This is a genomic window from Pseudomonas sp. SDO5532_S415 (assembly GCF_054071155.1).
In genome coordinates, this window is sequence record NZ_JBSVWS010000114.1 from 1 (window position 1) to 20,127 (window position 20,127).

Sequence of the window (20,127 nt, forward strand, 5' to 3'; positions counted from 1 at the left end):
TTGACCGCGTTCCAATGTGGGAGCGAGCCTGCTCGCGAAGGCGCGAGTCGTTACACCGCCAATTAGAAGGTTGATAACCATGCTCCAACTGATCCTCGGCGGCGCCCGCTCCGGCAAAAGTCGCCTGGCTGAAAAACTGGCAACAGACAGTCAGCTCCAGGTGACCTACATCGCCACCAGCCAACCCCTGGACGGCGAAATGAGCCAGCGGGTCGCCCATCATCGCGCCCGTCGTCCGGCCGAATGGGCGTTGATCGAAGAACCTCTGGAACTGGCCCGTGTCCTGCGCGAAAACGCTCGCGCCGATCATTGCCTGTTAGTCGATTGCCTGACCCTGTGGCTGACCAATCTGCTGATGCAGGACGATGCCGAGCGCCTGAACGCCGAGCGTGAAGCCTTGCTGGAGTGCCTGGCGTCACTGCCGGGGGAAATCATTTTTGTCAGCAACGAGACCGGAATGGGTGTCGTGCCGCTGGGCGAGTTGACTCGCCGCTATGTCGATGAAGCCGGTTGGCTGCATCAAGCTCTGGCCGAGCGTTGTCAGCGAGTTGTCCTGACCGTCGCCGGCCTGCCCCTGACTTTGAAAGGAACTGCGTTATGAGCCCATCCTGGTGGTTGAACCCGTGCCAAGTGATCGACGCCCAGGCGGTCGAGCAGGCGCTAGCCCGCCAACAGCAACTGACCAAGCCGGCCGGATCTCTCGGTCAACTTGAGTCGGTGGCGGTGCAACTGGCGGGATTGCAGGGGCGGGTCAAGCCGAGTCTGGAGCAGGTGTCGATCGCAATTTTTGCCGGTGATCACGGCGTGGTGGCCGAAGGGGTGTCGGCGTTTCCCCAGGAAGTCACCGGGCAGATGCTGCATAACTTCGTCAACGGCGGTGCGGCGATCAGCGTATTGGCGCGGCAGCTGGGGGCTTGCCTCGAAGTGGTGGATCTGGGAACGGTCACGCCATCGTTGAACCTGCCGGGGGTGCGTCACCTGAACGTCGGCCCGGGCACGGCGAATTTCGCGCAGGGTCCGGCGATGACCGCGGCTCAAGGCGAACTCGCTCTGCAGGCCGGTCGTGACAGCGTATGGCGGGCGAAAGCGGGCGGTGCGCAGTTGTTCATCGGTGGCGAGATGGGCATCGGCAACACCACTGCCGCCAGCGCGCTGGCCTGTGCCTTGCTCGAATGCCCGGTGGTGCATCTGGCCGGGCCGGGCACTGGTTTGAATGCGGCGGGTGTCAGCCACAAGGCCGAGGTGATTGAACGCGCATTGGCATTGCATGGCGCTCAACGTGGCGATGCCTTGCAAACCCTGTTCAATCTGGGCGGCTTCGAAATCGCAGCACTGGTTGGCGCTTATCTGGCCTGTGCCCAGGAAGGTGTTGCAGTGTTGGTGGACGGCTTCATCTGCAGCGTTGCCGCGTTGGTCGCGGTGCGCCTGAATCCTGAATGCCGTCAGTGGCTGTTGTTTGGTCATCGTGGCGCCGAGCCCGGGCATCGGCATGTGCTGGAAACCCTGGGCGCCGAGCCGTTGCTCGACCTCGGTTTGCGTCTGGGCGAAGGCAGCGGCGCGGCACTGGCCGTGCCGTTGTTGCGGCTTGCGTGTGACCTGCACGGGCAAATGGCGACGTTCGCTGAGGCGGCGGTCGCGGATCGTCCGGCATGATTTTGCGCCTGGATCTGCTGCGTCATGGCGAAACCGAACTCGGCGGCGGCTTGCGTGGCAGTCTCGACGATGCGCTGACCGAAAAGGGTTGGCAGCAGATGCGCGCGGCCGTGATAGAGCAGGGGCCTTGGGATCGTGTGATCAGCTCACCGTTGCAGCGTTGTGCGCGCTTCGCTGAGGAACTCGCCGGGCAAATGGGCTTACCGGTAGCGTTCGATCAGAACCTGCAGGAACTGCACTTTGGTCGTTGGGAAGGGCAGAGCGCCGCGGCGTTGATGGAAACCGATGCCGAAGCCCTGGGGTTGTTTTGGGCGGATCCTTATTCATTCACCCCGCCTCAGGGAGAGCCGGTGGCCGAATTTTCTGTGCGGGTGCGGGCGGCAGTGGCGCGTTTGCAAGCGGCGTACGCCGGCGAGCGTGTGTTGCTGATCAGCCATGGCGGGGTCATGCGTTTGTTGCTGGCTCAAGCCCGAGGTTTGCCTCGTGAGCAGTTGCTCAACGTCGAAGTGGGTCATGGAGCACTGTTCTCGCTATCGGTTGATGCCGATGGCTTGTTAAAGGAAGTGCATTGACCATGTTGCCGTTCTGGATCGCCCTGCAATTCCTCAGCAGCCTGCCGATACGATTGCCGGGCATGCCGGCACCGCAAGAGCTGGGGCGATCGCTGCTGTTTTATCCGCTGGTGGGTTTGTTGTTCGGCGGGATTCTATGGGCATTGAACTGGCTGTTGCTGGGCACGCCCTTGTTGTTGCACGCAGCGCTGTTGCTGACGGTTTGGGTGTTGCTCAGCGGGGCGTTGCACCTGGACGGTCTGGCCGACAGCGCCGACGCCTGGCTCGGTGGATATGGCGACCGTGAGCGCACACTGACGATCATGAAAGACCCGCGCAGCGGACCGATCGCAGTGGTTACGCTGGTCTTGGTGCTGCTGCTGAAATTTGCCGCGTTGCTGGCGTTGATCGAACAGCAGCACGCCGTGGCGCTGATCATCGTTCCGTTGCTGGGGCGCAGCGCGTTGCTGGGGTTATTCCTGACCACGCCCTATGTGCGTCCTGGCGGTCTGGGGCAGGCACTGGCCGATCATCTTCCGCGGTCGGCGGGCAAGCAGGTGTTGGCACTCAGCGCTTTGGTTTGTCTGCTGATCGCGGGTATTCAGGGCGTGTTCTCCGTGGTGTTGGGCGTTGCGCTGTTCGTCTGGTTAAGGCAAGTGATGTTGCGGCGACTGGGCGGGACGACAGGGGATACGGCCGGCGCATTGCTGGAGTTGCTGGAAGTGGCGGTGCTAGTAGGGCTTGCGCTAGTCCTGTAGGAGCGAGCTCGCATCGCGATGCATTCGAGACCGCCGTGTTTATTCAGAAAGCACGCGTTATCGTTGACGCCCATCGCGAGCAAGCTCGCTCCTACAGGGCTTCGGTGTAACATAAATTTGCATTCATTCAACCACGGGTATATACACGCACCATGCTCGACTCCCAATGTTTATGTATCAACCTGCGTCGCGCCGCCCGTGGCGTCAGCAGGCACTACGACGGCGCTCTCGATGGCTTCGGGATCAACGTTGCGCAGTATTCTTTGCTGTGCAATCTGCAGCGTCTGGATCAACCGAGCATTTCCACGTTGGCCGAAGCCATGGGGCTGGATCGCAGCACCCTGGGGCGTAATCTTCGGGTACTGGAAGGCGAAGGCCTGGTGACGCTGGTGGAAGGCGAGGACATGCGCAATCGTATCGTCCTGCTGACCGAGGCCGGAGCCGAGCGGCTAAAAGCAGCCTTGCCGGCCTGGGAGGCGGCGCAGCAGCGATTGGTTGATCGTCTGGGCGCCGAAAAGCGTGAAACGTTGTTGAAGTTGCTGGACGAACTGGCTTGATGCCGGTTTGTTCGATCTTAAGCGGGTATATACCCGCGACCGGAGAACAAGAATGACATCGATGTGGCGTACGTGCGGTTGGGTTCTGTTGGGGAGTGCGCTGATTCTTGCGTTGTCTCTGGGCGTTCGACATGGCTTCGGCCTGTTCCTCGCGCCGATGAGTGCCGAATTCGGCTGGGGGCGGGAAGTCTTTGCCTTCGCCATCGCCCTGCAAAACCTGATCTGGGGCCTGGCGCAACCGTTCACCGGCGCGCTGGCCGATCGCTTTGGCGCGGCGAAAGTGGTGCTCATCGGTGGCGTTCTGTATGCCCTGGGCCTGGTGTTCATGGGCCTGTCCGACTCGGCGGTGACTTTGTCGCTAAGTGCCGGCCTGTTGATCGGCATCGGTCTGTCCGGCACCTCGTTTTCGGTGATCCTCGGCGTGGTCGGGCGGGCAGTGCCGCCGGAGAAACGCAGCATGGGCATGGGGATCGCCAGCGCCGCCGGTTCCTTCGGTCAGTTCGCCATGCTGCCCGGCACGCTCGGGTTGATCGGCTGGCTCGGCTGGTCCGCGGCCTTGCTGGCGTTGGGGTTGCTGGTGGCCCTGATCGTGCCGCTGGTGGGCATGCTCAAGGACAAACCCTTGCCGGTGCTAGGGCATGAACAAACCCTGTCCGAAGCCTTGCGTGAAGCCTGTTCCCATTCGGGATTCTGGCTGCTGGCGTTCGGCTTTTTTGTCTGCGGCTTCCAGGTGGTGTTCATCGGCGTGCACTTGCCGGCGTACCTGGTGGATCAACATCTTCCGGCCACCGTCGGCACCACGGTGTTGGCGCTGATCGGTCTGTTCAATATCTTCGGCACCTACACCGCAGGCTGGCTGGGCGGGCGCATGTCCAAGCCGCGGTTGCTCACGGGTCTGTACTTGTTGCGGGCTGTGGTGATTGCGCTGTTCCTGTGGGCGCCGGTGACCACGACAACAGCCTATCTATTCGGCATGGCCATGGGCTTCCTGTGGCTGTCGACGGTGCCCTTGACCAACGGCACGGTCGCGACCTTGTTTGGCGTACGAAACCTGTCCATGCTCGGTGGGATTGTTTTCCTGTTCCATCAGCTCGGCTCGTTCCTCGGCGGCTGGTTGGGCGGGGTGGTGTACGATCGAACCGGAAGCTATGACTTGATCTGGCAAGTCGCGATTCTCTTGAGCCTGATGGCGGCGGCCCTGAACTGGCCGGTGCGTGAACGGCCGGTGGCGCGCCTGCAAACCCAAATGAGTGCGACATGAACAGTCTCTGGCCGCGAATCACCCTTTTGGCCGTCTGTGCCTTGCTGCTGGCCCTGGCGTGGTGGGGCTGGCATCGGGGCGGGCTGGCGTTGATGCAGTTGGGCATGAGTGTGTGCTAGAGGGAGGCTTGCTAGCAGGATGTCAGGGCGAGTAACTTCGATCCTGACGATTCCTCACACGGAGGCACCGATATGCTGATGCGCTGGTTTGCAGTTCCCGCGTTACTGGTAGCGTTTAGCGGATTGGCTCAAGCGGCAGAGTGCCCGGCGCTGTTGCAAGGCTCATTGCCCAAGTTGCGCGCCAATGAGTCCATCGATTTGTGCCAGCGCTTTGCCGGCAAGCCGTTGGTGGTGGTCAACACTGCCAGTTTCTGTGGCTTCGCGCCGCAGTTCAAAAGCCTTGAGGCGTTGAATCAGCGTTACAAGGAGCAGGGGCTGGAAGTGATCGGCGTACCATCCAATGACTTCAAGCAGGAAGCCAAGGACGGTGCCGAGACCGCCAAGGTCTGTTACGTGAATTATGGCGTGACCTTCACCATGACCGAACCGCAGAAAGTCCGCGGCGACGATGCCACGCACCTGTTCAAGGTGCTTGCCAGTCAGAGCAGCGCGCCCAAGTGGAATTTCTACAAGTACGTGGTCGATCGCCAGGGCAAGGTGATCGCCAGTTTTTCCAGCCTGACCAAGCCCGATGACCCTGAGTTCATCGCCGCTGTGGAGAAAGCCCTGGCCTCGCCGCCGCTGGCTGCCGTTCCCTGACTGTGGGAGCGAGCCTGCTCGCGAATTTCGAGGGCGCCACGTTTATCCTGCTGGTACACGTCATCGTTGACGTCCATCGCGAGCAAGCTCGCTCCTACAGCCCACAAAAAAGCCCTGCGTTCTGCAGAAGAGCGCGGGGCTTTTTCGATTCGGGCGGCGAGTCGTTCAGGCTCGCCGACGATCATCAGAAGCGGTAGGTCGCACCGACACCGAAGCCGTTCGCCCAGTTTTCATACTTGGCGCTGTAGCTCTGGTTGCGAGGAGCACCGTTGCTGTTGTTGACATGGACCGCTTCTTCCTTCAGGTACGAATACGCCACGTCGATGGTCAGGTCGTCGGTCGGGCTCCAGCCGGCACCCAGGCTGAAAATCGTGCGATCGCCCGTCGGGATACGTGGCGAGCGGTTTTCGTTGTTGGTTGGCGCCTGGTCGACGGACAGACCGGTACGCAGTACCCACTGCTTGTTCAGCTGGTAGGAAGCACCAATGGCGTGCGCCCAGGTGTCGTGCCAGTTCTGCTCTTCAGTAATGGTGCCAAACCCGCGTGCGGCCAACGCTGCAGGTACGCCTTCGTTCTCGACGGAGATTTCCTTGAGGCGGCTCCAGCGAGTCCAGGTGCTGCCTGCGTAGAGGGTCCACTGGTCGTTCAGCTGGTGAGTCACGGAGAAGTCAACCGACTCAGGCGTCGTGATGTCGAGCGAAGCGTCGTACTTCTGGCTCGGGTTTTGGCCCAGTGCGCTAAGCAGGCCGTAGTTGACCTTGGTGTCACCCTCGATCTTGTACTTCACTTTCGAATGGTAGGTCAGGCCGACGCGAGTGCTGTCGGTGGCTTGCACCAGAATACCGATGTTGTAACCCAGTGCGGTGTCGTCACCCTTGATCTTGACTTCACCGTCCGGTGCCAGCGGGTTCAGGGAGACGTTCGATTCCAGCTTGCCGTCGATGCGGTTGATGGTCGGACCAAAACCGATCGACACCTTGTCGTTGAAGGCATAGCTGACGGTTGGCTGCAGGGTCACGATTTTGACTTCGCTCTTGCTGCCGAAGTAACGGCCGGCAAAGCCGTTCTCGTAATCGGTTACCAGGCCGAACGGCGCATAGACGCCGAAACCGACCGCCCACTGGTCATCGATTGGCTTGACGTAGTAGCCCATCGGCACGCCCATGAAAGGGACCATGTCACCTTTGTTGGTGCCGCCGTTCGGACGGGAGCTGGCATCGCTGATATCGGTGTGCGCGTCAATAAATGCAACACCGCCAGTCACTTGTTCGCGCTTGAGGCGAGACATGCCGGCAGGGTTGCCAAAAATGGTGGATGCGTCGTCGGCAGAGGAAGATCGCCCGGCAAAACCTGTACCCATCCCGCTGATGCTTTGTTCGTTGAGGGCAAAGCCACTTGCAAAGATCTGGGTGGATGCCAAGGCAACGGCGAGGCTAATGGTGGTTTTGAGCATTACTTTTTTCATTATTAGAACTCCTGGTGATCACCGGGGCGCAAATTACCAACATTTTTGTCCGGGCGCTATAGGCTGTATCGCTTGATTTAGAGCGGTTTTGTAGGACAATCCGACCAGATTCGCGACCTGTTGTGCGATCTTTGGATCCAAGCGGGGATCAGCAGGCTACCTGATTCAGCGGTGAAACACAGGTTTGCCAAGCGGAGGTGAAGTCTCTCAGGCGTCCTTGGGGCTGGAAGGTCTGGCGCCAGATTCGGGCCATGCCCAGCAGGTCGTCTGCTGCGGGGAGAGGGGTGTTCTGTTCTTCGACCAGCAGCCAGGCAATGGCTGTGGCGTAACGCAGGTTGACGGTCAATTCCAGGTGCGGGCCACTGAGAAAGGCATGCTGGCTGGCCAGGCCGCGGACCAGGCTGGCACGTTCGGGATCGAGGGCCAGGTAGTGGTCCCAGAGGGCCTGATGGCGGGGTTCGGCGATTCGATACAGGCCGTGCCCACGGCGGTCGTGCAGGGCGGAACCAAGGGCTGACTGGCTGGCGGCGATACCCAGCAGCAGGGATTCGGCGGTTGCGCTATGGCGTCCAAGGTAGATCAATGTCGGGCGGATCACATAGCGGCACAGTTCGCTGGCAGCGATACCCATAAAACCCTCGAAACACTAAATGGTCGGCGAAACCTGAAGGGAGCGTTGGCAGCGGTGAATCGACTCAGGCTCGCCGGAAGCGGATCAAGCCGCTTGAGTTGAAGTGTAGTGTCATATTCACTGCGTAAAGGTCTGTTTTTAAAATATTTCCGGCTTCCAGTTATAACCGTTATATCGCTTGGTGCTTAGCCGGAGGACCTGCAACATGAAATGCCAGGCAACAAAAAGCCCCGCTTTTTGAGCGGGGCTTCTGGTGTTTCAGCCTTGCTGGCGTCTCAGGCAACCAGTGCCTGACGGGTACGCTCGATCACAGCCTGCAGCGGTTCGGCGCTGGAGTATTGATCGGGGTACAGGCGCTCGCTGTGACGGGCGATGCCGTGTTCGTTGACCAGGGTAAAGCTGAAGCAGCCTTTGCGAGCGGCCATGATCAGGCAGTTCATTGGTGCAAAAGCGTTGGTTAGGGTGCGGATGGCATCCTGTGCATGGATTTGAGTAGACATAGTCATGGGTGTTCCTACAAGCGACACGGATAAGAGCCGTGCAAAATTAAAACGTTCCAGTAACGACGACCACCGTTGGTCGAACGAAGAACCCGACTGGAACAAAGCAGCCAGTTTGAAGCGCTGATAATTGGCGCGCTTGGGCTGGCAGGTAGGTACTTAGGAGGGCAGGCAACACATCGAGGGCAAAGGTTCTGGGCCCGGGGTGAAGATCCTGATCAATTTGCAGGTTGGTTCGGTCAGAGTAAGTGAGCCTGACAACACCCTTTGCTTTCGATTCAAAGGCTGTGTTGACACAAGATTTACCTGGAAACCATCGAGGTGGCCGATCCCGCTTGTTCGGTGTAAGGCTTCCTGTGGGAAGGCTGACCGGGGGGATTTGTTCGACCAGAATTGACTTTCAGCTTGGTACTAACGGCGCGGATAGTATCGGATTGAAACGGCGATGGGAAGTGTGTTAGCCAAAAAAGCCGGCCAGTCGTCTCATTCTGCGGCTACGTAAAGTCCTTTGCCGAAGGTCATGAACCGAAGCAGCGCCCTGTAATGGTCCGTAATCCGACCGGCGGTCGTGGTGAATCGACCAGTGGCGAACTGCCTGGATCACGGGTTTGCAGGGTTTTATCCCCAGACAAGGAGAAAAAATGCGCGAAAAAAGCGCAGCGATATAACCGTCCCGAAGGTACTTGTGCACATTATTTGCGCGCGCTGTCACCTCGCTGTCATCTAGCCTTCAAGCGCAGTGGGTGCCTGTAACCAAAATTTAAGTCAATGAAAAACATCGCTTTTTTTAACTGGTGAAAAAATCGTCAGTTTGACTGCAGGCCCCATTCCACAGGGCTTTGCGAGACTTCAGGGGCGGTTGTCCACTGAGTTATCCACAGCTTCTGTGGATTGTCCCGAGCGCTTGCTCTAGGACGGGCGTGCCCGGATTTTTTCACCTTTACCTGTAAGAAAAAAAGAGTAGAGTGGCGCGCCTTCCGATCTGCCCACAGTGTTTTATGAAGTTTCGTACGCCATCCGCTTCATCCACTTCCAAAACGCCCATTGTTGCCCCACCCAAGCGCTTTTCGATGCGGGTGGCCGAATGGCTGCTGGACAGCCCGCGCCTGGGCGAAAACACCAACGTCAAACACATTGCCGGGCGTTTGCTCAAGCAACCGGCCCGTGAGGGCGTCGTGGCTGCGCAAAGCCGCCTCGGCCAGTTGATGTGCCGCGAGTGCGGCAATGCCAGGGACCGTCGCATCGGCCAGGATCTCCTGCGCCAGGCAGCGCGGGCAGGGGACTTGCGTGCGCAACAGGAACTGGGCCTGCTCGAAGACTGAGCTGTCCAAGACCTGACGCCTTGGTTAACCTTCAAGCTTTATTTCAATGGCAGGAATGGCTATGGCTATGGACTTGACCAGCGCGTTGCTGGGGCTCGGGGGCGCTGCTCTGCCGCTACTGGTATTGGCCTGGCAACTTCAACGCAGGGCAAGCTTGGCGCAAGCCCAGGTCGCGTTGCTGGAAGAGCGACTGGCTACGGCGCATCTGGCGCAGGATGGCCTGAACGCGCAACTCGAAGCCTGTCGTGATGAAATAGCCGATCTCGGTCAGGCCAATGCCGCCCGGCAAGCTGACCTTGCCGCTGTGCGCCGTGAAGTCGAGTTGCTGCAAATCGAACGGGATGATGCCCGCGACGCCTCCCACGCCTGGAATATCGAACGCGCAGGCAAAGATGCCGAGTTGCGTCGCCTGGACGCCCAGGCGGCATCGCTCAACGCCGAATTGCGTGAGCAGCAGGAAAGCCACCAGCAGCGCCTCAACGACCTGCAGGGTTCAAGAGATGAGCTGCGTGCGCAGTTCGCCGAACTGGCGGGGAAGATTTTCGATGAGCGAGAGCAGCGTTTTGCAGAGACCAGCCAGCAGCGCCTGGGACAGCTGCTCGATCCGTTAAAGGAGCGCATCCAGTCGTTTGAAAAACGCGTCGAGGAAAGCTATCAGGCTGAAGCCCGGGAACGCTTTTCGCTGGCCAAGGAACTGGAGCGCCTGCAACAGTTGAACCTGCGCCTGAGTGATGAAGCCACCAACCTGACCCGTGCCTTGAAGGGGCAGAAAACCCAGGGTAACTGGGGTGAACTGATTCTGGAGCGAGTGCTTGAGCATGCCGGGCTGGAGAAGGGCCGCGAATATCAGACCCAGGTCAATCTCAAAGGCCCGGATGGCGAGCGGTTCCAACCTGACGTGATCATTTATCTGCCTGGCGACAAGCAGGTGGTGGTCGACTCCAAGGTCAGCCTCACGGCTTATCAGCAATACGTGGCGGCCGAAGACGAAGGCATCAGCCAGATCGCTATCAAGCAGCACGTCCTGTCCCTGCGCAATCATGTCAAAGGTCTGGCCGGCAAGGACTACAAGCGGCTCGACGGTTTGCACAGCCTGGATTTCGTCCTGCTGTTCGTACCGATCGAAGCGGCATTTTCCGCCGCGTTGCAGGCCGAACCGACACTGTTCCAGGAGGCGTTCGACCGCAATATCGTGATCGTCAGCCCGACCACCTTGCTGGCGACCCTGCGTGTCATCGACAGCCTGTGGAAGCAGGAGCGGCAAAGCCAGAACGCCCGGGAAATCGCCGAGCGGGCCGGGTGGCTGTACGACAAGTTCGTGTTGTTCATTCAGGATCTGGATGAAGTCGGCAATCGCCTGCAGCAACTGGACAAAGCCTACAGCGCTGCGCGCAACAAGCTGACAGAAGGCCGCGGCAATCTGGTCAGCCGCAGTGAACAACTCAAGTTGCTCGGGGCGAGGGCCAGCAAAAGCCTGCCGGCGGATCTGCTGGAGCGGGCGATGACGGATGTGGATGGGCTGGTCGAGTTGCCGGAATAAATTCTATTTCAGCTGACAGTTGTGGCGATGGAGCTTGTTGTGGCGAGGGAGCTTGCTCCCGTTGGACTGCGCAGCAGCCCTTCTTTTAGGGGCCGCTTCGCGACCCAACGGGAGCAAGCTCCCTCGCCACATAGTGTGTGCTGACTTGTAAGTCGCTATAACGGCAGATGCCGACTCAACAACGCCCGCAATGCCGCCGGTTTCACCGGTTTGGCCAGGTAATCCAGCCCCGCCGCATGCACCTGGGCTACCGTTTCCGGCCGGCCGTCGGCGCTGATCACCACACCGGGTACCGGTTCGCCCAATCGGGTCCGCAACCAGGCCATCAAATCGGTGCCTGTTTCGCCATTGTCCAGATGGTAATCCACCAAGGCCAATTGCGGCCGTACCCCATCACCAAGCAGCGCCGAGCATTCCTCGCGGTTGCGCGCGGTCCAGACCTGGCAACCCCAGCGGGTCAACAAGCTGTTCATGCCGATCAGGATGCTGTCCTCGTTATCAATGCACAGCACCTGCGCACCACTGAGTAGTTTGCCGTTGAGTTCGGCCACCTTGGCCGGCAACGCCGCTTGCGCTCGTGCCAGCGGTACGCTCACGCTGAACACGCTGCCGCGTCCCGGCCATGAGCGTACGCGCAGGGTATGCCCCAGCACGCGGCACAAGCCGTCGGCAATCGCCAGGCCCAGCCCCAGGCCTTTCTCGGCACGTGTTTGATGGCTGTCGAGGCGTTTGAATTCTTCGAAAATCACCTGCTGCTTATCTTCGGGAATACCCGGCCCGCGGTCCCAGACCTCCAGGCACAGCTCGCCCTTGCGGCGACGAACCCCCAGCAGCACAGGGCCTTTGGCGTAACGGAAGGCGTTGGTCAGGAAATTCTGCAGGATCCGGCGCAGCAATTTGATGTCGCTTTCGATGCGCAGCGTACTGCCCCGGACACGGAACGCCAGGCCCTGTTCCCGCGCCAGCGCCTTGAATTCGGCGCCAAGGGTGTCGAACAGCTCATTGAGTGTGAAGGGTTTGGCATCGGGATTGATTTTGCCGTTTTCCAGGCGGGAAATATCCAGCAAATCGCTGATCAGGTCTTCGGCTGAACGCAGTGAGCTGTCCAGGTGCTGCACCAGCTTTTGCGCCTCACCGGACAAGCCGTCCTCCTGATGAGTCAGGGCGGCGGAGAACAGTCGCGCAGCGTTCAAAGGCTGCATCAAGTCATGACTCACCGCTGCCAGGAAGCGGGTTTTCGACTGGTTCGCCGCCTCGGCGGTGCCTTTGGCTTCGGTCAAGGCCACATTGAGCTGCGACAGTTCGTGGGTACGTTCGGTCACGCGCTGTTCAAGGCTTTCGTTGGCTTCGGTCAGCGCCTGTTCGGCTTCGCGGAACGGGGTGATGTCGGTGAAACTCATGACGAAACCGCCGCCGGGCATCGGGTTGCCGATCAGTTCGATCACCCGGCCATTGGGGAACAACCGCTCGGAGGTATGCGCCCGGCCCTGGCGCATCCAGTGCAGACGGCGGGCGACGTGCACTTCGGCTTCGCCGGGACCGCACAGGCCGCGCTCGGCGTTGTGGCGAATGATGTCGGCAATCGGCCGGCCGACACTGATCAAGCCATCCGGATAGTTGAACAGCTCCAGGTAGCGACGGTTCCAGGCCACCAGTTTCAGCGACTGGTCGACCACGCTGATGCCCTGGGTGATGTTTTCGATCGCCCCTTGCAGCAGTGCACGGTTGAATTGCAGGACTTCGGAGGCTTCGTCGGCGATGCGCACAACGTCCTCCAGTTGCATCTCCCGACCCTCGATGGCGGCTTTTACCACCGCACGCGTCGACGAGGCGCCCAACACACCGGCCAGCAATCGTTCGGTATGGGCAATCCATTCACTGTCGGCGTTCTGGTTCGGGTTGAAGCCTTTGCCCTGGCGGTAGGCAAAGCGGATAAAGCTCTGCCGGGCGCGCTCCTCGCCGACGAAGCGTGCCGCCAATTGCAGCAGATCGTCGATCTGCACCGCCAGCATCGAACGCGCGCTGGGGCGGGCGCTGATTTCCTGGCCGATGAAACGACCGGCCTGCCAGTGTTCCGACACCCGCGTACGCGACAGCACCGAGACCCAGGCGAACAGCGTGAAGTTGCCGGCAAGGGACAGGACCACGCCTTGGGTCAGTGGCGTGATCGGCAGGTTCAACGGGTTGCTGTGCAGCCAGGCCAGGCCCGGGAAACTGTTCAGGGAAACCCCGAGACTGTGGGCGGCGATCGGCAGGACCAAGGTGTAGAACCAAAGGAACGTGCCGGCGGCGAGACCGGCGAATACGCCGCGACGGTTAGCCTGTTTCCAGTACAGCGCACCGAGCATGGCCGGCGCCAGTTGGGTCACGGCGGCGAAGGCGATCTGGCCGATGGTCGCCAGGCTCGCGGTCGAGCCCAGCAGGCGATAACTGACATAGGCCAGCAACAGAATCACCACGATGCTCACGCGACGCACCGACAGCATCCATTGGCGGAACACCTCGAACGGGCGCTCGGCGTTGTTGCGGCGCAGCAACCAAGGCAACAGCATGTCGTTGGAGACCATGGTCGACAACGCGACGCTGGCCACGATCACCATGCCGGTGGCCGCCGAAGCGCCACCGATAAAAGCCAGCAACGCCAGGGCAGGGTGGGCCTGGGCCAGCGGCAGGCTGATGACGAATGAGTCCGGCAGCACCGAACTTGGCAGCATCATCTGGCCGGCGAGGGCGATCGGTACCACGAACAAGGCCGCCAGGGCGAGGTAGGCTGGAAACACCCATTTGGCCAGGTTCAAGTCCTGAGGGTCGATGTTTTCCACCACCGTCACATGGAACTGTCGCGGCAGGCAGATGATCGCCATCATCGCCACCCCGGTCTGCACCACCATCGATGGCCAGTTGATGGTTTCCTTCCAGTACTCCTCCAGGCGCGGGGCGAGCATGGCTTGGTCGAACAGGTCATCAAAACCGTCATACAGCCCGAACGTCACATAGGCACCGACCGCCAGAAACGCGAACAGCTTCACCAGCGATTCGAAGGCAATGGCCAGGACCATGCCGCGGTGGTGCTCCGTGGCATCGAGGTTGCGGGTACCGAAGACAATGGTGAACAACGCCAGTACCAATGACACCACCAATGCCGTGTCCTGCGCACGAACCCCCATGGCATCGGCGCCTGCACCGATCAACAGGTTCACACCGAGTACGATGCCTTTGAGCTGCAAGGCAATATAAGGCAATACGCCCACCAGGCAGATCAGCGCCACCACCACGGCCAGTGACTGGGATTTGCCATAGCGTGCGGCGATGAAGTCGGCGATGGAGGTGATGTTCTCCTGTTTGCTGATCATCACCATTTTTTGCAGCACCCACGGCGCGCCTATCAGCAGCAGGATCGGCCCGAGGTAAATCGGCAGGAACGACCAGAGCTGTTCGGCGGCCTGGCCCACCGCGCCGAAGAATGTCCAGCTGGTGCAATAAACGGCCAGCGACAGGCTGTACACCCAGGCACGCACCCGCGGCGGCAAGGGCGCGCTGCGACGATCACCGTAAAAGGCGATGGCGAACATGATGGCCATATAGGCCAGGGCGACGGCGGCAATCAGCCCGCTGGACAACGACATGGGAACTCCAGGTAACCAAAGACACCCGGGCCTCCCGCCCGGATAGACAGTCTCGCACGATGGCAGGGGTTAGTCAGTGTCGACCAAGGTCGTGGCGTGGCGGGGTGTCGCAGGTGGGGTGTCAGTCAGATCGATGGTGACTGCGCGGGCCTCTTCGCGAGCAGGCTCGCTCCCACATCGGACCGGGGTAAACACAGATCAACTGTGGGAGCGAGCCCGCTCGCGAATGGCATTGTCACTGACGAAGGGCAATCTCGATCAACCGATGCAACTCCTCGACGTCCAGCGGCGTCTCGGAAAACAGAATTCGAAACACGATAGGCGCCGCCACCATATTGATCAGCCGATCGACACTGGGCTTGGGCGCATCCGGATAGCGATCCAGGATAACCTGCAACTGCCCGCCAATGATCGTCGCGCAATAGCTCGGCTTGAGGCTCGCTTGCACGTCACGCAGCATATTGCGGCCGGGCGCTGAACTCATTTCATCCAGATACTGTTCGGCCCAGGCCAGCACGTCACCTTGCAAGCTGCCGGTCCTGGCCGACTCCGTTTCCGGTTGCATGCGCGCAAGCGCAACGTCCGCCAGCAACGCCGACAAATCACCCCAGCGCCGATAAATGGTCGAAGGCGTAACACCCGCCCTTGCGGCGATCTGCGGCACGGTCACGGTAGCGCGATCCTGCTCTTCGAGCAGTTCGCGCACGGCAGTATGAATCGATTCCTGGACCCGGGCGCTGCGGCCACCGGGACGTAAAGCGGGAGTAGTCATTGCGTGTTTCCTGTCTAGCGCCGGAGTCTGGTGCGAGATGACACCGGTTCTGAAAAGCCATGCATCGGACCTTAACACAAAGAATTTGCTTTAAGCGCAAGCCGGTAGCACACTCCGCAAAAGCAAAAAATTAGCTTTTGCGGAGCGATCTCATGTCCAGTTCTCATTCAAACCGTGCCAGCCTGTGGTTCCTGGCAATCACTTTACTCAGTTTTCTCGCGGCTTCCACGGCACCGACGCCGTTGTACCACTTGTATCAACAACAGCTGCAGTTCTCGGACGCTGTACTGACGCTGATTTTTGCCGTGTATGCCTTGAGTCTGCTGGCAGCGCTGCTGACAGTCGGTTCGCTCTCGGATTACCTGGGGCGCAAACCGGTGATTTTTACGGCCGTGGCGCTGAATATTCTGGCGATGTTGTTGTTTATTTACGCCGACAATGTCGCCTGGCTGATCGGCGCCCGGGTACTGCAAGGCTTTGCCACCGGCATGGCCACCGCCGTATTGAGTGCAACCCTGCTCGACACCGACCGCCAACAGGGACCGCTGATCAACAGCGTGGCCCCGTTGCTTGGCATGGCCCTGGGCGGGATGGGGTGTGGTTTGCTGGCCGAGTTTGCACCGGCTCCCTTGCACTTGACCTACTGGCTGCTGCTGACCTTATTTTTGATGCAGGCCGTGTATGTGTGGCGTTTACCGGAAAGTGTCTCGCCGCAGTCGGGCGCATGGGCGTCATTGCGGCCGACCTTGCACGTACCGGTCCAGGCGCGCTCCACCTTGTGGCGCGTGTTGCCGCTTAACATTTCGACCTGGGCACTCGGCGGTTTCTACGCCTCACTGGCGCCTTCATTGGTGCGGGCGGCCACCGGCTCGACGTCAAACCTGATTGGCGGGGGCACCGTGGCAGCCTTGACGGTGACCGGCGCCCTGATGATTTTCACCCTGCGCAATCGATCGGCCGCCTTGGCGTTGCGATTGGGCGCCAGTTCGCTGCCAGCAGGCATTGTCCTGATTTTGCTGGGCGTACACAGCGCGAGTCTGCCCTTGTTTTTCCTCGGCACGCTGGTCGCCGGCTGTGGTTTTGGTGCCGGCTTCCTGGGGGCCGTGCGCAGTCTGTTCCCCCTGGCCTTGCCCCACGAGCGGGCCGGGTTGATGTCGGCGTATTACGTGCTCAGTTATCTGGCGTTCTGCCTGCCGTCGTTGCTGGCCGGCAACCTCACCCGTACCTTTGGTTTAGTCGCCACTACCGATGGTTATTGCGCGGTGTTGATCCTCCTTTCGTTGAGCGCACTGTTCGCTTTGACCCGTCAGCGCACTATTAGCGCTTGCAGCGCAGCGGGTCAGCCATAAAGTGATGCGGTGCCCGTTCAGTCTTCGCGACAACGGTTTAATGGATATATCTTCAAAATAGATAACAGTTAGAGATATTACCCGTTATATCGATATTCTATTCGGATCTATGATGGGCCCTACCTCACCAGAGGAAGGAGCCCACCATGACATGCCCCCATACCGCCCAACCCGGTATCAAACCTTTTCGCCAGCTGCAGCACCCGCGTGAGGTCATCCGCCAGTTCACCCCAAACTGGTTCGCCGCCACCATGGGCACCGGCGTGCTGGCCCTGGCGCTGGCGCAATTGCCCATCGCCCATCCGGTTTTGCACAGCGTTGCCGAAGCCCTGTGGCAACTGAATATCGTGCTGTTCCTGTTGTTCACCGCGCTGTATGCGGCACGCTGGGTGTTGTTTTTTGACGAGGCGCGGCGGATTTTCGGCCATTCCACGGTTTCGATGTTTTTCGGCACCATTCCCATGGGCCTGGCGACCATCATCAACGGCTTTCTGCTGTTTGGGTTGCCGCGATGGGGCGATGGCGTGGTTCCGCTGGCCGAAGCGTTGTGGTGGCTGGATGTGGCGATGTCGGTGGCGTGCGGGGTGTTGATTCCCTACATGATGTTTACCCGCCAGGAACACAGTATCGACCAGATGACCGCTGTTTGGTTGTTGCCGGTGGTGGCGGCGGAAGTGGCGGCTGCCAGCGGTGGCCTGCTGGCGCCGCACTTGGCCGATGCCCATTCGCAACTGGTGGTGCTGGTGACCAGCTACGTGCTCTGGGCATTTTCCCTGCCGGTGGCGTTCAGCATTCTGACCATTCTGCTGCTGCGCATGGCGCTGCATAAACTGCCCCACGAAAACATGGCCGCCTCCAGTTGGCTGGCGCTTGGACCGATTGGCACGGGCGCGCTGGGCATGTTGCTGTTGGGTGCCGACGCTCCGGCGATATTCGCCGCCAATGGTATGCCGGGTGTCGGTGACATCGCGGCCGGCCTGGGCCTGGTCGCCGGCATCACGCTGTGGGGCTTCGGTCTGTGGTGGATGTTGATGGCGGTGCTGATCACGCTGCGCTATCTGCGCGCCGGCATACCTTTCAACCTCGGCTGGTGGGGGTTCACCTTCCCGCTAGGTGTCTATTCTCTGGCGACGTTGAAACTGGCCAGCATGCTGCACCTGATGTTTTTCAGTGTCTTCGGCTGTGTGCTGGTGGCACTGCTTGCAATGATGTGGCTGATTGTCGGCAAACGTACGGTGCTGGGTGCGTGGCGCGGTGAGCTGTTTGTCTCGCCGTGCATAGCGGGATTGAAGAAATGAACGGCAAAGTTTAGGTAAGGTGTGGCCTGGATCGACGTGCGACATTCCGATCACTGTATCCACGCTTCTCTTTACCTGATCAGGGACACATGGAAGATGAGTCACCCTTCGCAATTCACCTTGCTGCGCACCCGGCGTTTCCTGCCGTTCTTCGTGACACAGTCTCTCGGGGCGTTCAACGACAACATTTTCAAGCAGTCGTTGATCCTCGCCATTCTGTACAAGCTGTCGATCGAAGGTGACCGTTCAATCTGGGTCAACCTGTGTGCGCTGCTGTTCATCCTGCCGTTCTTTCTGTTCTCGGCGCTGGCCGGTCAGTTCGGGGAGAAATTCGCCAAGGACGCGCTGATCCGCCTGATCAAGCTCGGGGAAATCGCTATCATGGCGGTCGGTGCGATCGGTTTCATGTTCGATCATCTGTGGTTGATGCTGGTGGCGCTGTTCGCCATGGGCACGCACTCGGCGCTGTTCGGGCCGGTGAAGTACTCGATCCTGCCCCAGGCCCTGCGCGAAGATGAGCTGGTCGGCGGCAACGGCCTGGTGGAAATGGGCACCTTCCTGGCGATTCTGGCCGGGACCATCGGCGCCGGGATCATGATGTCGTCCAGTGATTACGCACCGGTCGTTTCCACCGCGATCATCGGTATCGCCGTACTCGGTTACCTGGCCAGCCGCGGTATTCCGCGGGCGGCCGCCGCTTCACCGCAATTGCGCCTGAACTGGAATATTTTCAGCCAGTCCTGGGCCACGCTGAAGCTGGGCCTTGGGCAAACCCCGGCGGTGTCGCGCTCGATTGTCGGTAATTCGTGGTTCTGGTTTGTCGGGGCGATTTATCTGACGCAGATCCCGGCGTATGCCAAGGAATGGATGCACGGCGATGAAACCGTGGTGACACTGATTCTTACGGTGTTTTCGGTCGGTATCGCCGTGGGTTCGATGCTCTGCGAAAAACTGTCCGGGCGCAAAGTCGAAATCGGCCTGGTGCCATTCGGCTCGTTCGGTCTGACCGTGTTCGGTTTGCTGCTGTGGTGGCATTCCGGGGGAATACCGGACAGCGTCGAAGGGCATGGCTGGATCGAGATACTCGGCTTTGGCCACACCTGGCTGGTGTTGATCGACATCCTCGGCCTGGGGGTGTTCGGTGGTTTTTACATCGTGCCGCTGTACGCGTTGATCCAGTCACGCACCGTCGAGAACGAGCGGGCCCGGGTCATTGCCGCCAACAACATTCTCAACGCGTTGTTCATGGTGGTATCGGCGATTGTCTCGATCATCCTGTTGAGCATGGCCGAACTGTCGATCCCGCAGTTGTTCCTGGTGGTGTCGTTGCTGAACATCGGTGTCAACGCCTACATCTTCAAAATCGTTCCCGAGTTCACCATGCGTTTCATGATCTGGCTGCTCAGCCATTCCATGTACCGCGTGGAGCATCGCAACCTTGATCTGATTCCCGAGGAGGGCTCGGCGCTGCTGGTGTGCAACCACGTGTCGTTCGTCGATGCCTTGCTGATTGGCGGTGCGGTCCGTCGGCCGATTCGCTTTGTGATGTACTACAAGATCTACAACCTGCCGGTGCTGAACTTTATCTTCCGCACGGCCGGGACGATTCCGATTGCGGGGCGTCAGGAAGACATCCGGATCTACGAACAAGCCTTCACGCGCATTGCCCGGTATCTGAAGGACGGCGAGTTGGTGTGCATCTTTCCCGAAGGAAAACTGACCGCCGATGGCGAGATCAATGAGTTCAAGGGCGGATTGACGCGGATTCTCGAAGAAACGCCGGTGCCGGTGATTCCGTTGGCCTTGCAGGGGTTGTGGGGGAGTTTCTTCAGCCGCGATCCGGGCAAGGGACTGTTTCGCCGGTTGTGGTCGCGGGTGACATTGGTGGCGGGACCGGCGGTGGCGGTTGAGGTGGCGGAGCCAGCGAGATTGCAGCAGATGGTGGGGGATTTGCGCGGGCCCGTAAGATAGTCGTCGCTTGTACAGGCCCCTTCGCGAGCAGGCTCGCTCCCACTATGAAATGCGATCAAATGTGGGAGATTCTATGTTGTAGGTAAATCCTACCGCCTTAGATTCGGTTGGTATT

18 protein-coding genes are annotated in these 20,127 nt (G+C 60.0%); 13 read left to right on the forward strand and 5 right to left on the reverse strand.

Features of this window, described 5'->3' with window-relative positions:
* Positions 1-79: 79 nt before the first annotated feature.
* The 8 genes from cobU to ACW9HW_RS21230 all read left to right on the forward strand — a co-directional run bounded on the left by cobU (position 80) and on the right by ACW9HW_RS21230 (position 5,538).
* Positions 80-601, forward strand: a complete 522-nt coding sequence (gene cobU, locus ACW9HW_RS21195) for a bifunctional adenosylcobinamide kinase/adenosylcobinamide-phosphate guanylyltransferase (RefSeq protein WP_457401659.1) — start codon at positions 80-82, stop codon at positions 599-601.
* Positions 598-1,653, forward strand: coding sequence for a nicotinate-nucleotide--dimethylbenzimidazole phosphoribosyltransferase (gene cobT / locus ACW9HW_RS21200; RefSeq protein ID WP_457401660.1), 1,056 nt, complete (start codon positions 598-600; stop codon positions 1,651-1,653). Before cobU ends, cobT begins: the two co-directional genes overlap by 4 nt.
* A complete protein-coding gene (gene cobC / locus ACW9HW_RS21205) occupies positions 1,650-2,225 on the forward strand; it encodes an alpha-ribazole phosphatase family protein (RefSeq protein WP_457401661.1) in 576 nt (191 codons plus the stop codon). The genes cobT and cobC overlap by 4 nt, the downstream gene beginning before the upstream one ends.
* A gap of 2 nt (positions 2,226-2,227) precedes the next feature.
* Entirely contained in the window at positions 2,228-2,962 is a 735-nt protein-coding gene (locus tag ACW9HW_RS21210) for an adenosylcobinamide-GDP ribazoletransferase (protein ID WP_457401662.1), read from the forward strand.
* Positions 2,963-3,114: 152 nt separating this feature from the next.
* A complete protein-coding gene (locus ACW9HW_RS21215) occupies positions 3,115-3,519 on the forward strand; it encodes a MarR family winged helix-turn-helix transcriptional regulator (RefSeq protein ID WP_008065263.1) in 405 nt (134 codons plus the stop codon).
* Between the two features lie 52 nt (positions 3,520-3,571).
* Positions 3,572-4,780, forward strand: coding sequence for an MFS transporter (locus ACW9HW_RS21220; RefSeq protein WP_095195620.1), 1,209 nt, complete (start codon positions 3,572-3,574; stop codon positions 4,778-4,780).
* Positions 4,777-4,899, forward strand: coding sequence for a hypothetical protein (locus ACW9HW_RS21225; RefSeq protein WP_457401663.1), 123 nt, complete (start codon positions 4,777-4,779; stop codon positions 4,897-4,899). Before ACW9HW_RS21220 ends, ACW9HW_RS21225 begins: the two co-directional genes overlap by 4 nt.
* 72 nt (positions 4,900-4,971) lie before the next feature.
* Positions 4,972-5,538: a glutathione peroxidase gene (locus tag ACW9HW_RS21230; RefSeq protein ID WP_457401664.1), complete on the forward strand. Its 567-nt coding sequence runs from the start codon at positions 4,972-4,974 to the stop codon at positions 5,536-5,538.
* 184 nt (positions 5,539-5,722) lie between these two features.
* On the opposite strand, the gene ACW9HW_RS21235 is transcribed toward ACW9HW_RS21230, so the two are convergent.
* The 3 genes from ACW9HW_RS21235 to ACW9HW_RS21245 all read right to left on the reverse strand — a co-directional run bounded on the left by ACW9HW_RS21235 (position 5,723) and on the right by ACW9HW_RS21245 (position 8,134).
* The gene (locus ACW9HW_RS21235) at positions 5,723-7,003 is read right to left on the reverse strand and encodes an OmpP1/FadL family transporter (RefSeq protein ID WP_095195617.1); all 1,281 of its coding nucleotides are present in this window, start codon (positions 7,001-7,003) and stop codon (positions 5,723-5,725) included.
* 148 nt (positions 7,004-7,151) lie between these two features.
* On the reverse strand, positions 7,152-7,634 hold the full coding sequence (locus ACW9HW_RS21240; protein WP_150778613.1) for a hypothetical protein: 483 nt from the start codon (positions 7,632-7,634) through the stop codon (positions 7,152-7,154).
* A 275-nt stretch (positions 7,635-7,909) separates the two neighbouring features.
* A complete protein-coding gene (locus tag ACW9HW_RS21245; RefSeq protein WP_003204606.1) occupies positions 7,910-8,134 on the reverse strand; it encodes a hypothetical protein in 225 nt (74 codons plus the stop codon).
* A 998-nt stretch (positions 8,135-9,132) separates the two neighbouring features.
* Here ACW9HW_RS21245 and ACW9HW_RS21250 point away from each other — a divergent pair.
* The gene (locus ACW9HW_RS21250; protein WP_095195615.1) at positions 9,133-9,456 is read left to right on the forward strand and encodes an SEL1-like repeat protein; all 324 of its coding nucleotides are present in this window, start codon (positions 9,133-9,135) and stop codon (positions 9,454-9,456) included.
* Positions 9,457-9,631: 175 nt separating this feature from the next.
* A complete protein-coding gene (gene rmuC, locus ACW9HW_RS21255; RefSeq protein ID WP_170948698.1) occupies positions 9,632-10,996 on the forward strand; it encodes a DNA recombination protein RmuC in 1,365 nt (454 codons plus the stop codon).
* A gap of 155 nt (positions 10,997-11,151) precedes the next feature.
* On the opposite strand, the gene ACW9HW_RS21260 is transcribed toward rmuC, so the two are convergent.
* Together ACW9HW_RS21260 and ACW9HW_RS21265 are read right to left on the reverse strand one after the other, a co-directional pair.
* A complete protein-coding gene (locus ACW9HW_RS21260) occupies positions 11,152-14,622 on the reverse strand; it encodes a hybrid sensor histidine kinase/response regulator (protein ID WP_457401665.1) in 3,471 nt (1,156 codons plus the stop codon).
* A gap of 235 nt (positions 14,623-14,857) precedes the next feature.
* Positions 14,858-15,394 (reverse strand): TetR/AcrR family transcriptional regulator, encoded by a 537-nt coding sequence (locus tag ACW9HW_RS21265; RefSeq protein WP_095195612.1) that lies wholly within the window; start codon positions 15,392-15,394, stop codon positions 14,858-14,860.
* Between the two features lie 152 nt (positions 15,395-15,546).
* Between ACW9HW_RS21265 and ACW9HW_RS21270 the strand changes: the two genes are divergently transcribed.
* The 3 genes from ACW9HW_RS21270 to ACW9HW_RS21280 all read left to right on the forward strand — a co-directional run bounded on the left by ACW9HW_RS21270 (position 15,547) and on the right by ACW9HW_RS21280 (position 20,012).
* The gene (locus tag ACW9HW_RS21270; protein WP_457401666.1) at positions 15,547-16,743 is read left to right on the forward strand and encodes an MFS transporter; all 1,197 of its coding nucleotides are present in this window, start codon (positions 15,547-15,549) and stop codon (positions 16,741-16,743) included.
* 146 nt (positions 16,744-16,889) lie between these two features.
* Positions 16,890-18,041: a TDT family transporter gene (locus tag ACW9HW_RS21275; protein ID WP_457401667.1), complete on the forward strand. Its 1,152-nt coding sequence runs from the start codon at positions 16,890-16,892 to the stop codon at positions 18,039-18,041.
* 96 nt (positions 18,042-18,137) lie between these two features.
* Positions 18,138-20,012, forward strand: coding sequence for an MFS transporter (locus tag ACW9HW_RS21280; protein ID WP_457401668.1), 1,875 nt, complete (start codon positions 18,138-18,140; stop codon positions 20,010-20,012).
* The last annotated feature ends 115 nt before the right edge of the window (positions 20,013-20,127 follow it).

Coding starts and splice junctions, on each gene's coding strand:
- cobU (WP_457401659.1), top strand. CDS start 80: ATGCTCCAACTGATCCTCGGCGGCGCCCGCTCCGGCAAAAGTCGCCTG.
- cobT (WP_457401660.1), top strand. CDS start 598: ATGAGCCCATCCTGGTGGTTGAACCCGTGCCAAGTGATCGACGCCCAG.
- cobC (WP_457401661.1), top strand. CDS start 1,650: ATGATTTTGCGCCTGGATCTGCTGCGTCATGGCGAAACCGAACTCGGC.
- ACW9HW_RS21210 (WP_457401662.1), top strand. CDS start 2,228: ATGTTGCCGTTCTGGATCGCCCTGCAATTCCTCAGCAGCCTGCCGATA.
- ACW9HW_RS21215 (WP_008065263.1), top strand. CDS start 3,115: ATGCTCGACTCCCAATGTTTATGTATCAACCTGCGTCGCGCCGCCCGT.
- ACW9HW_RS21220 (WP_095195620.1), top strand. CDS start 3,572: ATGACATCGATGTGGCGTACGTGCGGTTGGGTTCTGTTGGGGAGTGCG.
- ACW9HW_RS21225 (WP_457401663.1), top strand. CDS start 4,777: ATGAACAGTCTCTGGCCGCGAATCACCCTTTTGGCCGTCTGTGCCTTG.
- ACW9HW_RS21230 (WP_457401664.1), top strand. CDS start 4,972: ATGCTGATGCGCTGGTTTGCAGTTCCCGCGTTACTGGTAGCGTTTAGC.
- ACW9HW_RS21235 (WP_095195617.1), bottom strand. CDS start 7,003: ATGAAAAAAGTAATGCTCAAAACCACCATTAGCCTCGCCGTTGCCTTG.
- ACW9HW_RS21240 (WP_150778613.1), bottom strand. CDS start 7,634: ATGGGTATCGCTGCCAGCGAACTGTGCCGCTATGTGATCCGCCCGACA.
- ACW9HW_RS21245 (WP_003204606.1), bottom strand. CDS start 8,134: ATGTCTACTCAAATCCATGCACAGGATGCCATCCGCACCCTAACCAAC.
- ACW9HW_RS21250 (WP_095195615.1), top strand. CDS start 9,133: ATGAAGTTTCGTACGCCATCCGCTTCATCCACTTCCAAAACGCCCATT.
- ACW9HW_RS21260 (WP_457401665.1), bottom strand. CDS start 14,622: ATGTCGTTGTCCAGCGGGCTGATTGCCGCCGTCGCCCTGGCCTATATG.
- ACW9HW_RS21265 (WP_095195612.1), bottom strand. CDS start 15,394: ATGACTACTCCCGCTTTACGTCCCGGTGGCCGCAGCGCCCGGGTCCAG.
- ACW9HW_RS21270 (WP_457401666.1), top strand. CDS start 15,547: ATGTCCAGTTCTCATTCAAACCGTGCCAGCCTGTGGTTCCTGGCAATC.
- ACW9HW_RS21275 (WP_457401667.1), top strand. CDS start 16,890: ATGACATGCCCCCATACCGCCCAACCCGGTATCAAACCTTTTCGCCAG.
- ACW9HW_RS21280 (WP_457401668.1), top strand. CDS start 18,138: ATGAGTCACCCTTCGCAATTCACCTTGCTGCGCACCCGGCGTTTCCTG.